11 protein-coding genes and 1 pseudogene are annotated in these 13,829 nt (G+C 70.0%); 5 read left to right on the top strand and 7 right to left on the bottom strand.

The window, feature by feature from the left end:
• Positions 1–11: 11 nt before the first annotated feature.
• A pseudogene (locus tag ACZ619_RS34975) lies at positions 12–110 on the top strand (ABC transporter permease); the annotation flags it as partial.
• A 48-nt stretch (positions 111–158) separates the two neighbouring features.
• Here ACZ619_RS34975 and ACZ619_RS34970 read toward each other — a convergent pair.
• The 3 genes from ACZ619_RS34970 to ACZ619_RS34960 form a co-directional block, all read right to left on the bottom strand.
• The gene (locus ACZ619_RS34970) at positions 159–680 is read right to left on the bottom strand and encodes a hypothetical protein (protein ID WP_469607736.1); all 522 of its coding nucleotides are present in this window, start codon (positions 678–680) and stop codon (positions 159–161) included.
• Between the two features lie 441 nt (positions 681–1,121).
• On the bottom strand, positions 1,122–1,778 hold the full coding sequence (locus tag ACZ619_RS34965; RefSeq protein WP_469607733.1) for a fasciclin domain-containing protein: 657 nt from the start codon (positions 1,776–1,778) through the stop codon (positions 1,122–1,124).
• 102 nt (positions 1,779–1,880) lie between these two features.
• Entirely contained in the window at positions 1,881–3,515 is a 1,635-nt protein-coding gene (locus ACZ619_RS34960; RefSeq protein ID WP_469607730.1) for a molybdopterin-dependent oxidoreductase, read from the bottom strand.
• 481 nt (positions 3,516–3,996) lie between these two features.
• Between ACZ619_RS34960 and ACZ619_RS34955 the strand changes: the two genes are divergently transcribed.
• Complete coding sequence (locus tag ACZ619_RS34955) at positions 3,997–4,593, top strand: RNA polymerase sigma factor (RefSeq protein WP_469607727.1); 597 nt, start codon at positions 3,997–3,999, stop codon at positions 4,591–4,593.
• A complete protein-coding gene (locus tag ACZ619_RS34950; RefSeq protein WP_469607724.1) occupies positions 4,590–5,192 on the top strand; it encodes a hypothetical protein in 603 nt (200 codons plus the stop codon). The genes ACZ619_RS34955 and ACZ619_RS34950 overlap by 4 nt, the downstream gene beginning before the upstream one ends.
• Positions 5,193–5,955: 763 nt before the next feature.
• Here ACZ619_RS34950 and ACZ619_RS34945 read toward each other — a convergent pair.
• Complete coding sequence (locus ACZ619_RS34945) at positions 5,956–6,765, bottom strand: SAM-dependent methyltransferase (RefSeq protein ID WP_469607721.1); 810 nt, start codon at positions 6,763–6,765, stop codon at positions 5,956–5,958.
• Between the two features lie 711 nt (positions 6,766–7,476).
• Between ACZ619_RS34945 and ACZ619_RS34940 the strand changes: the two genes are divergently transcribed.
• Entirely contained in the window at positions 7,477–10,260 is a 2,784-nt protein-coding gene (locus ACZ619_RS34940) for a SpoIIE family protein phosphatase (RefSeq protein WP_469607719.1), read from the top strand.
• 600 nt (positions 10,261–10,860) lie between these two features.
• Here the strand turns inward: ACZ619_RS34940 and ACZ619_RS34935 are convergent.
• Positions 10,861–11,421 carry a TetR/AcrR family transcriptional regulator gene (locus tag ACZ619_RS34935; RefSeq protein ID WP_469607716.1) on the bottom strand — a complete coding sequence of 187 codons (561 nt, stop codon included), beginning with the start codon at positions 11,419–11,421 and terminating at the stop codon, positions 10,861–10,863.
• 38 nt (positions 11,422–11,459) lie between these two features.
• On the opposite strand from ACZ619_RS34935, the gene ACZ619_RS34930 reads away from it, so the two are divergent.
• Positions 11,460–12,542 (top strand): epoxide hydrolase family protein, encoded by a 1,083-nt coding sequence (locus ACZ619_RS34930; RefSeq protein ID WP_469607714.1) that lies wholly within the window; start codon positions 11,460–11,462, stop codon positions 12,540–12,542.
• Here ACZ619_RS34930 and ACZ619_RS34925 read toward each other — a convergent pair.
• Positions 12,497–12,838, bottom strand: a complete 342-nt coding sequence (locus ACZ619_RS34925; RefSeq protein ID WP_469607711.1) for a hypothetical protein — start codon at positions 12,836–12,838, stop codon at positions 12,497–12,499. The two genes, ACZ619_RS34930 and ACZ619_RS34925, sit on opposite strands and share 46 nt — an antisense overlap.
• Complete coding sequence (locus ACZ619_RS34920; protein WP_469607708.1) at positions 12,835–13,560, bottom strand: dienelactone hydrolase family protein; 726 nt, start codon at positions 13,558–13,560, stop codon at positions 12,835–12,837. The genes ACZ619_RS34925 and ACZ619_RS34920 overlap by 4 nt, the downstream gene beginning before the upstream one ends.
• Between the last annotated feature and the right edge of the window lie 269 nt (positions 13,561–13,829).

The raw sequence follows: 13,829 nt of genomic DNA, 5'->3' as shown, positions 1-13,829 counted from the left end.
CCGGACGCAGGAGCATCGTTCTCATCGGCGCCGACGCTGTGGCCGTCGGCTTCCGGTCCACCGACGTCACGACCCTGCAGTGGCTGGCGGCGCTCGGGCTGGCAGCGCTGAGTAAGAGCCGTCGTGACCGCCGAGGCCAACTGCCGGGCGGAGCGGACCTACGGTGCGATGGGGTCGGTGAGGGACCTCTCAGGGTGGGCTGACGCGAGGTAGTCCATGGCCGTGTCCTCGGTGATCCCAAAGACCGTCATCAGGTGAACCGGATCGGCGGTCGCCCGGGCCTCGTCCAAGATCCTGTCGATGCGCACCTGCTCCGCGTTGATTCCGAGGCACCGAAAGAAGTACTGGAATGCCTTGTGGCTCATTTGAGGACCCTCAGGATCATGCGCCGTCACCCGCGTGACCAGCAGGTGTGGGTTGGTTGAGTGCGGCCAGCGTGTGGCACGTTCCTTGGGCATCGTGGCGATGAGGGACAACGTGAAGTCGTCCAGGTAGACGAGCCGAGTCTGTTTGCCGGAGGCACCCCGTACGCCGAGGGTCCCCTTCGACCGGTTCAGATCGGACAGCAGCACTGCCTTGTCGCGGTTGACGGTCGCCGAGTACGTCAGCCGGTCGCTCAGCGGCGGCTCGACCGCGGGGCGTCCGCCGGCCAGGCACCAGCGGACGTCGTCGATCGTCACGTACTTCACCTCAGCGTCGGGCCTGGCCCGGCGCAGGGAGGAGTAGGCCTCCCGCACGTAGGCGGACAAGTATGGCGGGACGCCCAGGCCGCTGGGCTCGACGGTGTAGCAGTCCAAGATCACTAAGGGGCACCGCCGCGCCGGGCGGCAGGCTCTGACCGCCCTGGAACTCCGGCGTCGTGGAGGGTCATGCCAACCGGATCAAGACGCTCGAGCGCCAGTTGTCCGGCCGCGCAGGATTCGATCTCCGCGTAAACAAGTCCTGTTGGCGTAACCGAGAGTCACGCGGCCACACGAAGTGGACCAGAGCCCCTGGAGACGAACGAAGCCACGCCGGCCGGCGGCGGACGGACCGGACACCCCTGGCACGAGGACGGGGCCCGCCCGGACCGCTCCCGCCGAGGCGGCCGGGCAGGGCCATGTGTCCTCGGCCCGCAGGGGTCAGCTCTTGGGCATGAGAACGGTGTCGATGATGTACACGTTGGCGTTGGCGGTCTTCACGTTGCCGCAGACGACCTTGGCGGAGTCGTTGACGGTGTAGGACTCGCCGGAGCCGGACGTCGTGAGCTTCGACTTCTCCAGCGTCTCGAAGGAGCCCGTCTCCAGGTTCTTCGGCGTGAGCTTCTGGCCGACGACGTGGTAGGTGAGGATCTTCGTCAGCTCGGCCTTGTCGTTCAGGACCTTGTCCAGGGTGGCCTTCGGGATCTTGGCGAAGGCGTCGTTGGTCGGCGCGAACACCGTGATGTCCTGCGCGTTGTTGAGGGTGTCGACCAGACCGGCCTTCTTCACCGCGGTCACGAGGGTGGAGAGGGCGGGGTTGTTGGAGGCGGCGGTGGCGACCGGGTCCTGGGCCATGCCGTCGAAGGAGCCGGCGCCGTTCTTCGGCACCGCGGAACAGGCCGGGCCGAACGGCTGGTCCATGCTGCCCGTGCTGCTGCCTGCGCCCATGTCGTCACTGCCCTTGGCGGCCGAAGCGGACGTCTTGTCCGAGGCGTCCGAGGTGCTGGAGTCGCTGCTGCCCGAGCAGGCGGTCAGGGCCAGGGGCAGGACGGCGGCAGCGGCGAGCAGACCGGCGGTACGGCGGATACGGGTGTTCATCAGGGTTTCTCCTGTGGATAGGCGCGGCACGGTGCGGCCGCGACCGGGTTGTTGCGGAAGGGTGGTTCGGAAAGGGGGCCGTGGGGCCCCGGGGAGAGGTGGTCAGTCGACAGTGACGACGACGGAGTGCCATCCGCTGGCGCCGTCGGGGATCGTGCGGGTGCGCCGGTCGCTCTGCACGGTTCCGGTGCGGTCGGTGGCCCGGACGGTGAGGGTGTGGCTGCCCGGGGTGGCCTGCCAGGGCAGGGACCACTGCCTCCAGGTGTCGCGGGTGTCCTCCGTGGCCAGACGGGCCTGTCGCCAGGGCTCGTCGTCGATGCGGACCTCGACCTTGTCGATGCCCCGGTGCTGGGCCCAGGCGACGCCGGCGACCATCACGGTGCCGGTCCTGGGCCGGGCGAAGGGCTTGGGAGTGTCGATGCGGGACTGGGTCTTGACCGGGGCTCTGCGCGCCCAGCCACGCTTGACCCAGTAGGGGTCGTAGGCGTCGAAGGTGGTGAGTTCGATGTCCTCGATCCATTTGCAGGCCGAGACGAACCCGTACAGGCCCGGGACCACCATCCGTACCGGGAAGCCGTGTTCGAAGGGCAGCGGCTCGCCGTTCATGCCGAGGGCGAGCAACGCGTCACGGCCGTCCATCACGTCCTCGACGGGGCTGCCGATCGTCATCCCGTCCACGGAACGCGCCACCAGCTGGTCCGCCGGGCCGCCGCGGGACGGCGGGACGACTGCGCACTCGGCCAGCAGGTCGGCCAGCCGCACACCCGTCCACCGGGCGTTGCCCACGTACGGGCCGCCGACTTCGTTGGAGACACAGGTCAGCGTGATGTCCCGCTCGATCAGCTCCCGTCGCAGCAGATCGTCGAAGGAGTAGGCGGCCGGACGGTGTACACCCTGGCCGTGGATGCGCAGCCGCCAGGCGGTGGCGTCCACCTTCGGCACGACCAGCGCGGTGTCCACCCGGTAGAAACTGCTGTTCGGGGTGGTGAACGGGCTGACTCCGGGGATGCGCAGTGCGGCCCTTGCGGGTACCGGCTGCGCCGGTGAGCCCGGCCGGGGCAGCACGACCTCGTCGCGTGAGGCCACCGCGTCCTGGCCGCGCGAGGCGTTCAGCGACCGGCCGGCCACGCCCGCCACGGCGGAGGCCGCCGCGGCGGAGGCCGCCGCCAGGACGAACCCCCGCCGGTCCCGTCCCCCGGACGCGGGCAGACCGTCTCCGGCCCCGCCGGGCACCGGCTCTTCTCCCCCGTGCACGGTCACCGGCCGCCTCACCGCGGTCAGACGGCCCGTCAAGAAGTAGAGGAGCAGGGCCCCGGCCAGGGCTCCCACGGCCGAGGGCAGCATGTCGGCCAGGCCGGTGGAGTCGGGCCGGCCGGCGGCGGCCGCCGCCCCGACGGCCCCGAAGAGAAGGACTCCGGCGGCTCCGGTCCGGCGGAAACGCACCGCCAGCGCGCCCAGCACCAGGGCCAGCACGGCGAGCACGGCGAGGATGCCCAGCTGCAGGACGAGCTTGTCGTCGGTGCCGAAATGCCGGATCGCCCAGTCCTTGACCGCAGCAGGCGTCGCGTCGATGGACGCACCGCCCACCGCGATCACCGGGCTGGCCTGCGGGCGTACTGCGGCTGCGGCCAGTTCGGCCACCGCCAGTGCGGCGAAACCGGCCAGGAGTCCGCTCAGCGCGCTCAGCGCCAGAGGCGGCCGAGCCCGCCCTCGTAGGTCCTTCTCTTCGTCCCTCACGCGGGGAATCCGGTTCTGCCCACCGGTCCGGATTGGTCCCCCACCTGATCAGGTGAAAAGAAAACCCTGGACCAATCCGCCTCTCATTCCGCAACGGATTACGCGTTTACCCGCTGAAGCATGGTGGAGACCGGGCTGGTCTGGGTGGAGTTGTCGACCGTGGGCTTGAGAACGATCAACCCGTGTCGGTCTCGTGGGAGGCGGCTGTGTTGCCCGTGCTTGTTGGGGCGTCGATGAAGACGGCTTTTTGCTGGGCGATGTGCCGATCGTGTTCGGGCTGCTTGCGTGCAGCGATGCAGCGGGTGGTCGGGCTGGTGATGTCCGCTTCCGGGTCGGGTGCGCGTCGTTGTCGCCTGTGCCGCGGTCGTCTTGCTCGACGTCGTCGGGGTCGTTCGCGCTCGGTGCCGTCGGGCTGGGAGGGGGCGTGGTCTTTCCTGTCCCTTCGTGAAAGGAAGTGAGGGGTGGTGGACAGGCGGGGGGTATGGAGTTCTTGTTGGAGCGCGGGCATTCCCGGGAACGGGAGGCTCTCTTCGAGGTGTTGGCGGGTGTGGTGGCCGAGCCGTTGCACCGGTATCTGAGGCGGCGTACGGATCCGGGTTCGGTGGACGAGGTTCTCTCGGAGACGATGGTGGTGTTGTGGCGAAGGCTGGAGGAGGTGCCGGGGCTCGGTAGGGGGCGTCCGCTTGATGCGGCGTCGGTGCTGCCGTGGTGCTACGGCGTCGCCCGTGGCTGCCTGTCCAATGCACGCCGGGCCGAGAGCCGGCGTCTTCGGTTGGTGGACCGGTTGGCCCGGATGGCGAGGCCCTCAGACCCGTGGCCGGGGCTTCAGGAAGCCGGCGACAGCGATCTGGAGGCCGCGCTGAAGAGGCTGAGCGCCGTCGATCGCGAGGTGTTGTTGCTGTGGGCGTGGGAGGGCTTGGCGCCGGGTGAGATAGCCGAGGTGATGGCCATGACTGCGAACGCCGTCAGCGTCCGCCTGCACCGTGCGAAGAAGAGACTCGCCGTGCTGCTGACGCGAAAGAACGGCGCGGTGGCGGGACAGATGCCGGGTGAAGCGCACGGAAGGAGTGACCGGTGAATGATGAGGACCTGCTCGCCCGGCTGAGGAACGCCGATCCCGCGGCGGCCTCGGTGGCTCCTGCCCTCGATCCCCAGCGGCTGATGGAGGCCACCATGACGACCGTCGACACCGACAAGCACACCCCGCGATCGTCACCCCGGCGGCCGCGGCGTCGGCTGGTCCTCGTGGCGGCGGCGCTGCTCACGGCGGCGGGCGGCATCGCCTGGGGAACGGCGGAGTCGCGTGGGGCCGAGCCTTCCGCGCTCGTGCTCAAGGCCGACGGAGAGAGCAGCGGAGCCAGGTGCGGGGTGCTCACCAGGGAAGACCTGCGCGAGCGGGAGACGGAGCCCACCACCGCGTTCAAGGGCAGGGTGATCTCGGTGCGAGGCGACCAGATCACCTTCGAGGTCGACCACTGGTACACCGACGGTGACGCGTCGACCGTCCGGATCACGAACGTCGAAGACTGGGAGGACGGCATCGCGTTCCATGTGGGCGAACGGGGATACATCCTCGCCTACAACAAGTCCGTCGGTTACTGCGACAACGCGTTCTGGACCGAGCACTTCCTCGACGACCTCTTCCACCAGGCGTTCGAGGTCCGGGGGCGGGATTGACGCGATCGCCTGCGTCGGTGAACACCACGCCGCTCGGGCCACTGTGACCACCGACGTGCAAGGCCGCACCAGCCCGCCGTCCGCCGGACCACGGATCTTGCCACGCTCACTGAGCACTTTCAGCGGTGGAGCGAGCGATGGCCTGCTCCACAGCGGCCAGGCCGATCGGGGCTCCCAGCCGGGGGCGGGTTGTCCGCGGCACTGGCCGCGGACAGGGCACGTCGATGGTAGTCCGCCGCGGTATCGGCGTGGCCGTCGGCCGCAGCAGGACCGTGGCGAGGACGTTGAGGGCGGCGACTTCGGGGAGGGGGCACCGCGTTCCGCCGCCAGGTCGGCGGCCGCGGAGGCCGCCTCGTGGGCCTGGGCGAGACGGCCGGCGTCGCGGTGCACCGCTGCCGCATGGCGCAGGAAGTCGACCTCGAGATACCAGTTTCGGGTCACATGGTGCGCCCCAGCGTGTTGCGCGACCGTCGCAGCAGCACGTCCCGGTAGGCGTCTGCCTGGCAGCACTGTGCTGCGCCGGGGAGTGGCGATGGGCATCGCCCCGTTCCTGCCGGGTTACGCGGTCAATCTCGTCGTGGCGTGCGCAGCGGTCTGGCTGCCTTGACGGCAGCCAGGCGCTCACACATCGCCCCCGGAGGCACCGGACTCCCCCGCTACCTGCGCGTCGCACACGGCCGGAACGGCCCGCCGCTACCGCGGACCGGGACGTGTCATCGGACGGCGGCCGCCCGGGCAGCTGTCGTCGGCGTGCGGGTCAAGGTCAGGGCTTGCGGGCGACGCAGGCATAGAACAGCTCCGTGGGTCCCGTGGCGGCCGCGGGAGAGGCTGCGTCGGGCCGCCACCGGGAACCGGGGACCAGCCCGGGCTCGACCAGTTCCAATCCGGTGAAGAACCGGCCGATCTCGGCGTGGCTGCGGAAGGTGAGGAAGACGCCCCGCTCGCGGTACACGGCGAGTGCGCGGGCCGTGCTCTCGGGATCGAAGTCCGCGGTCGTGTGCGAGAGGACCAGGTAGCTGCCGGGCGCGAGAGCCGCCAGGAGCCGCTCGACGCTGGCGTAGGCGCGATCATCGGGCAGGAAATGCAGCAGGGCGACCAGAGACAGGCCCACAGGCCGGGACAGGTCCAGTGTGCGGGCGGCGGCCTCAATAATCGCGTCGGCGTCGCGGGCGTCGGCCTGGACGTAGTCGGTGGAGCCCTCAGGGGTGCTGTGCAGGAGGGCTTGGGCGTGGGCGAGGACGATCGGGTCGTTGTCGACATAGACCACGCGGGCCGAGGACTCGACGCCCTGCGCGACCTCGTGCAGGTTCGGGCTGGTGGGGATACCGGTGCCGATGTCGAGGAACTGACGGATCCCGGCCTCGGCTGCCAGGAAACGGACGGCGCGGTGCATGAACGCCCGATTGGCGCGGGCCGGTCCACGGCCGTGGGGAAGCCCCTGCAGGACGCGCTCGGCAGCCTCCGCATCGACCGGGTAGTTGTCCTTGCCGCCCAGGTAGTAGTCGTACATCCGGGCCGGGTGCGGCTTGGACGTGTCGATCCTGAATGCGGGACCATGGATGTCGTTCGTCATGGCGGCCTCGTCGCTGCAAGAGGTGAATACCGGCAAGGACGAGGCTATCTCCCCTGTCCGGAAGGGGAGTTGGCGGGGGAAGCGGCCACGGGCGAGGGCGCCGTCACACAACAGGACCACCGGGGCGAAAGCCGAGGACCGGCTCCCGCCTCCGGCTGCCGGCGGCGAATCCGGCGCCGGCGGACCGCGACCGGGAAGCCACGGCACTGTCCTGGCCATCGGCCACCGGCCACCGGCCACCGGCCACCGATCCAGCGCGCCACCCCGCCGGGCGCCGCATCGGACACACCCGAGGAGGGTCCTCTCCCTCGCCGACCGGTGCGCCGTCGGGGCCGGGCGAAGGCCGTCCCGCGCGTCCCTCGCTCCACCAGTGGGTTGCGTGCCCCCGGTCCTTCCCGACACCGACCGGTGCGGCAGCCGGACGCTCCGCGAAGGGGACGCACTCCGTGTCGTCAGGCAGGGGGTCACGGAGCGGGTTACATGATCGTGAGCCGGCCGCCGAGATCCGACTCGCAAGAGGGTCAGCCCACCTGGCACCCCTGGCTTTATTTGATAGCTTTTATCTGCTTATTCGTTTGTTGCTGGTAGCCGAATCTCCAGGTCAGGCACGTGGTGAAGAAGGCGGCAGAAGCCGGGCAGACGCGTCCGCCCGCACACCCTGACGATGCCGGGAGCGAGTCGGAATCTCTGCGGCTCGCGCTCCTGCAGTCAGTGGTGTCCCTCGGGGCGCTGGGCGGAATGATCCACCTGGCCGGTGAGCGCGGTCCGCAGCTCCGGCTCGTCTCCACCCTGGGCGTTCCGCTGGACATCCGGGACGCGTGGCAGACCGTTGACGTGACCGGCGAGTCCGCGCCGGCGCTGGCCTTGCGCTCCGGCACGACGGTGTGGCTGCCATCGGCTGATCCAGGAGTCGGCTTTCCCTCTTTCGGCACGGGGCTGGCTGCCGTCTCCCTGCCCGCCCCGGCGGGAGGAACCGGAGTGCTCTCCGTTATCACGACGGCACCCGGCCCTCCTTCAGCGCCGCAGCAGGATCTCCTCGAAGCAATCGTCCGCTGGCTTTCCGTACGGCTGGGCCGTCCCGCACTCCCCCGGAGGGAAGAGCGGATTCCCCGGGACCCGCTGCGGCAGGCGATCCACGCGGCCGGGGTCGGCGCGTGGGACTGGGACATCCGCACCGGCGAGGTGCGGGGGAACGAGACGCTGCTCCGGGTGCTCGGCGCCGGCCGGGCGACCCTCGACGGCCGGGTCGAGAGCTGGGCCGGTGCCGTCCACGACGAGGACCTGCCCCGGCTGATGGCCGATGTGGCGGAGGCGTTCGTCAGCCACCGTCCGTACACCGCGGAGTACCGGCTGCGAGGCACCGGCGACGAGGTTCGCTGGGTGCAGGTGCAGGGGCGGGTCGCCGTTGGCCAGGACCGCGTACCGACGCACGTGCGGGGCACCGTCTGGGACAGCACGGAGCTGAGAATCCGCGAGGCGTCGGTCACCCGGGTACTGCGGCACATGGACGAGGCGTTCGTGACGGCAGCCCCTGACGGACTCGTCACGTACGCCAACGCCCAGGCGGAGCGGTTGCTGGGCCCCTCCCGAGCGCTGCTCGGACAGCCACTCTGGAACCAGCCCGCCCTGCGAACTGCGGGGCTGGAAACCCTGTGCAGGCAGGCCGCGGCGCAGGGCACGCCGGTCGACCTCGACCTCCAGTGGCCCAGTGACCAGCGCTGGTACCGCCTGCACATCACGGCGTCGCCGGACGGCCCCGCCATTCAGTTCAGCGACATCACCGAAAGGCGCCTCCTGGACGCAGAGCGCCTCCAGAGCGAGCAGGCCGTGGGAGAGCGCACCGCCAGGATCGCGCGGCTCACGACGAGCCTCGGAACAGCGGTCACCGTACGTGATGTCGTGAAAGCGATCGGTGCCGGCGTGCTGTCTCCCTTCGGCGCCGTGGGACTCGTCGTGCAGTTCGTCGAGGGTGAGTTCCTGCGGGTGGCAGGGGCAGCGGGCTACCCGGAGGAGTTCGTCGAGCGGGTCGGACGACTGCACCTGTCCGACCGCACGCCGAACGCCGACGCCTTCCGAAGCCGCGCCCCGGTGTACCTCACCTCACAGCAGGACTTCATCCGGCGCTACCCCGACTACGCCGACCACGCGGTCAGAGGCAGCAAACACGCCTGGGTCTTCCTGCCTTTGATCGTCTCGGGGCACCCCATCGGCTGCTGCGTGATCTCCTTCTCCCGGCCACGCCGCTTCAGCGAGGAGGAACGAACCCTGCTCACCGCCGTCAGCGGACTGATCGCCCAAGCCCTGGAGCGGGCCCGGCTGTACGACGACGAACACCGCCGTGCCACTGAACTGCAGCGCGGACTGCTTCCCAGGAAGCTGCCCGCGCTGCCCGCCGTCACCACTGCGGCCCGCTACCGGCCGGCCGGGTCGGGCGCGAGCGTGGGCGGCGACTGGTACGACGTCATCCCGCTCTCCGCCGACCGTGTCGCCCTCGTCGTCGGCGACGTCATGGGCCACGGCCTCTCCGAAGCCGCCACCATGGGGCGCCTGCGCACCGCCGTGCACACCCTGGCCAGCCTTGAACTCCCACCCGACGAACTGCTGGCCCAGCTCAACGACCTCGTCAGCGACCTCGGCGACGACCTGTACGCCACGTGCCTGTACGCCCTGTACGACCCTGTCACCCGCGTCTGCACCATGGCCCGCGCCGGACACCCCCCGCCCGCCCTGCTCCTGCCCGACGGCACGGTCCACTTCCCCCGCTCCGCGCCGGACCCGCCACTCGGCGCAGCGACCCCACCCTTCGACGCCACACATCTGCACGTGCCGGACGGAAGCATCCTGGTCCTGTACACCGACGGCCTCGTGGAATCCGCCACCCGCGACATCGACACGGGGATGCGCCAGCTGGCTGCCGTACTCACCACCACCTTCCATGACGGCCGTCCACCCGACGACAGACAGCTCGACCGTCTCTGCGACGCAATCATCGACACCCTTCTGCCCGGGCGGGAACCCAACGGCGACGACACCGCCGTGCTCGTCGCCCGCACCCACGGACTCCCCTCCGGGACCGCAGCAACCTGGGAACTTCCCGAAGGCCCCACGGCCGCAGGCGAGGCACGTCGCCACGTACGGCAACAGCTCAGCGACTGGCATCTCGACGACCTGACCACGACAACCGAACTGATCGCGAGCGAACTGGTCGGCAACGGCATACGCCATGCCCAGGGCCCCCTCGGACTACGGCTGCTGCACGGCCACGTACTCACCTGCGAGGTCTCGGACCACAGCCTCACCACACCCAGAGTCCGCCGCGCCCGTGACACCGACGAAGGCGGACGCGGCCTCCAACTCGTCGCGGCACTGTCCCAACGGTGGGGCACCCGCTACACCACCGACGGCAAATGCATCTGGACCGAACAGCCCCTGCCCACAACCCCCGGAACGACACTCGGCACCGAAGCGCTCCTCACCTCACAGCACAGCACCTGATCCACGCGGGGCTGCACGGTCCTCGGTGCAACTCCCGGTCGTGGAAGCAACACCCCTGATGAGCGACGCGGCCGTCGCACAGACTCCGGCGCCACGGCCGACACCTCCGTCACCGTGACCCGGGCATCCACCAGACGCTGAAGAGCGCGTTCCGCCTCATAAGGCTCGGCACGCACCGGCGCCGCCTCTTCCTGGACCCCCTTCTCCCGGGCCTCCAACAGACCGATCACCGACGGCACCAGGCCCCCACACACATGATCAAGACAAGCAGACGAAACACACCCATCTCTCCCGCCACCAGCCGGAGTTCATGCCCACCCAGCCCGAACCAAACGATCACGTTGGGAAAGCTGATGACGTCGTCACCGGTCCACGTCATCCCGATGTCCTGGACGCCCAAGGCCGCGAGCGCGCTCTCGTCCGCAGGGAACGGCAAAGACGCTGAGGCTCCAACCCACCACCCGAGCAGCCTGCTCCCGCACAGCTCAGACGTTCCTCGTCACGGCGCCAGTGCCGTGATCGCGATGGTCGGGCAGACGTCGGTGACTGGACCGCGGGTGCAGACCGGAAGCGGAGTTTCAGCACTTCCTGCTGTCGCGATCACCCGTCAGCGAGGCGTTGGATGGTGGCGCTCAGCCAGGCCTGGAGAGCAGCGGGGTCGCCGAGTTCGGAACGCAGGACCCGGCGGCGGGTCGAGACACCGAGCACGAAGGCGTCGATCGCCGCGGCCCGGCTGCGGGCCTCCATGTCGTCCAGGCCGCTGTCGCGCAGGTAGCGGTGCAGCGGATCCAGCGAGTTCGTGTCGAGGAAGGCGGCCAGCGCCTCCGCCGCCTCCGGGCGTTCACCGGACGCGCGTTGCAGTACGAGCAGCGGATCCTCCCCGGGTGCGCCGAACCAGCGCTGGACGATGCTCGCCGCGAGGCGCGAACCCAGGGCGGAACGGTCGCCGTCGAAGGAGTGGGAGACCGGGATCTCCACCCGGGTCGCCGCCAGGAAAAGGCCCTCTTTGCCGCCGAAATAGCGCGTGATGAGGTTGGGTGACACGCCGGCCGCGTCGGCCACGCCCTTAACCGTGATCGCGGTGTACCCGTGCTGGGCGAACTGGCGTTGTGCGTGCTCCAGGATCCGCTGCCTGGTGGCGGCCGCGTTGCGCAAAGTCATGTGTATCAGCATACACATCGATGTGTATGCTGATACACATGGACGACGAGACGCGAGAACGACTCCAGCGGACGCGGCGCGTCAGGACCCCGTGGAGCGACGACGGGACGCGGGGCATCAGCGGCACGCGCCTCGACGAACTGCTCGAACGCTGGGCGAACGGGTACGACTGGGGTGTGCACGAGCGCCGCATCGAGGCGTTCCCCTGGGTGACAGTGCAGGCAGGCGGCACCGACCTGCGGTTGATCCACCAGCGGTCCGCCGACCCCGGCGCCCCGGTTGTCGTGCTGCTGCACGGCTGGCCGGACTCGGTGCTGCGGTTCGAGCGCGTCCTGCCTCTCCTCACGGACGCGCACGTGGTGGTTCCCGCACTGCCGGGCTTCCCGTTCTCGGCCCCGCTCACCACTCCCGGCATGTCGGTCAATCGGATCGCCGGGATTGTCGCGGACGCTCTGGGCGAGCTCGGTTACTCGCGGTACACGGTGTCCGGCGGCGACGTGGGTGGCACCGTCGCGGAGTTGCTCGCAGCCGAACACCCGGACCGGGTGGCTGCCCTGCACCTCACGAACATCGCCCCGCAGCATGCGCTCACGGCGGACCCGGCGAAGCTCGCGCCCGACGCGGCGGCCTACCTCGGCCGGACGGCGCAGTGGTTCCGGACCGAGGGCGGGTACATCGCGGAGCAGTCGACACGGCCGAACACACTCGCCGTCGCCCTCGGCGACTCACCCGCCGGCCTCGCCGCGTGGATCATCGAGAAACTGGAGTCCTGGTCCGAGGAGTCGGCCTTCACTCCGGACGAGCTTCTCACCTGGGTCACCGCGTACTGGGTCACCGGCACGATCGGCACCTCCTTCACCACGTATGCCGAACCGGCCTCCCTCCCTGACCGGATCGACACGCCGACCGTACTCTCCGTGTTCCCCCACGACATCAAACCGGAGCCGCGAAGCTACGCCGAGGCGTTCCTGAACATTTGCGATTACGTGGAACACCCCGCCGGAGGCCACTTCGCAGCCTGGGAACAGCCCGAGGCTTACGCCAACGACGTACACCGCGCCGTCAGGCTGGGCGATCATGCCGTGCCGGTGAGTACGGACAAGACGCCGATCGCGAGGTAGCCCACGTCGGTTCCTGTGACGAGCAGTCCATGGTGTTCCGTGAGCGTGTGCACTTGGCCTGCCGGGGAGAGCGCGTGTGCTGTCCTGGTGCGCCGCAGCAGGCCACCCTCGGCGACGGCGACGGCGACGGCGACGGCGACGGCGACGGCGACGGCGACGGCGACGGGCAGGAACGTCCACGCGTCCAGGCGCGCTATGCAGGGGAACTGGCGAACTGCCCGGTTCTGCTGACCGGAGCCGGTGGCGGTCGACCAGCCTGTTGCACGGCCCGAAACCGCGGTTGTCGACCAGATCACTCCGTCACGGGCAAGCACTCGGCGAGCAGGTCGACAATGTCGCGCCAGGCCCGCTGTGCGTGCCGTGGGTGGTAGCCGACGCCGGGCAGCACGGTGTGGTCGACCGGTGGGTGGTGGAAGGCGTGCAGGGCTCCGCCGTAGACCACAAGGCGCCAGTCGACACCGGCCGCCTGCATCTCGGCGGTGAACGCGTCCCGTTGCGCGGGCGGCATGATCGGGTCTTCCGACCCGACCCCGGCCCACACCGGGCAGCGAATGCGCGCCGCCTCGCCCGGTCGGCCCGTGGTCAGTGCGTTGACTGTCCCGATCGCGCGCAGGTTGACGCCGTCGCGCCCGAGTTCCAGCACGATTGCGCCCCCGGTGCCGTAGCCGACGGCGGCGATCCGGTCGGCGTCGGCCCGCGGTTCGGCGCGCAGCACGTCGAGCGCCGCGTGGCCGATGCCCCGCATCCGGTCGGGATCGGCGAGCAGCGGCAGGCAACGGGCCAGCATGTCCTCGGGGTCGCCCAGATAGCGCCCGCCGTGGAGGTCGAAGGCCAGCGCCACATAGCCCAGCTCGGCAAGCGCATCGGCCCGGTGGCGCTCGACATCGCTGAGCCCCGTCCCCTCGGGCCCGACCAGGACCGCGGGACCGCAGTCGACACCGGCGGGGAGCGCGAGGTGCCCGATCATCGTGAGGCCGTCGGCCGGATACTCGACCGTACGCGTGGTAATCGCCACCATGAGACTGGACTTTAGTGACCTTCGAGCCCGGCCGGACGGGCGTTCTGCCGTCGGCGGAACAACCAGGGTGCGCTTCTGACATGCGGCGCTGTCTCACCGATCCGGGTCAGTGCTGCCGACGAGCCGCTGGTGAGCTTCGCGGCAGGTTCCACGACTCCCGTCTTTTCCGGTTTTCCGGGCTGCTGCGGGCGCGGATCCAGCCGGCGGCCAACCGGCAGCGTGAGACCTGTCCTCGCGCACCCGGGGGCTGAGCCGTCGGTTCATGACGG

This window comes from Streptomyces sp. NPDC104367 (genome assembly GCF_055583825.1).
Note: the sequence above shows the minus strand (reverse complement) of the source record. Positions and strands in the feature narration are given on the sequence as shown.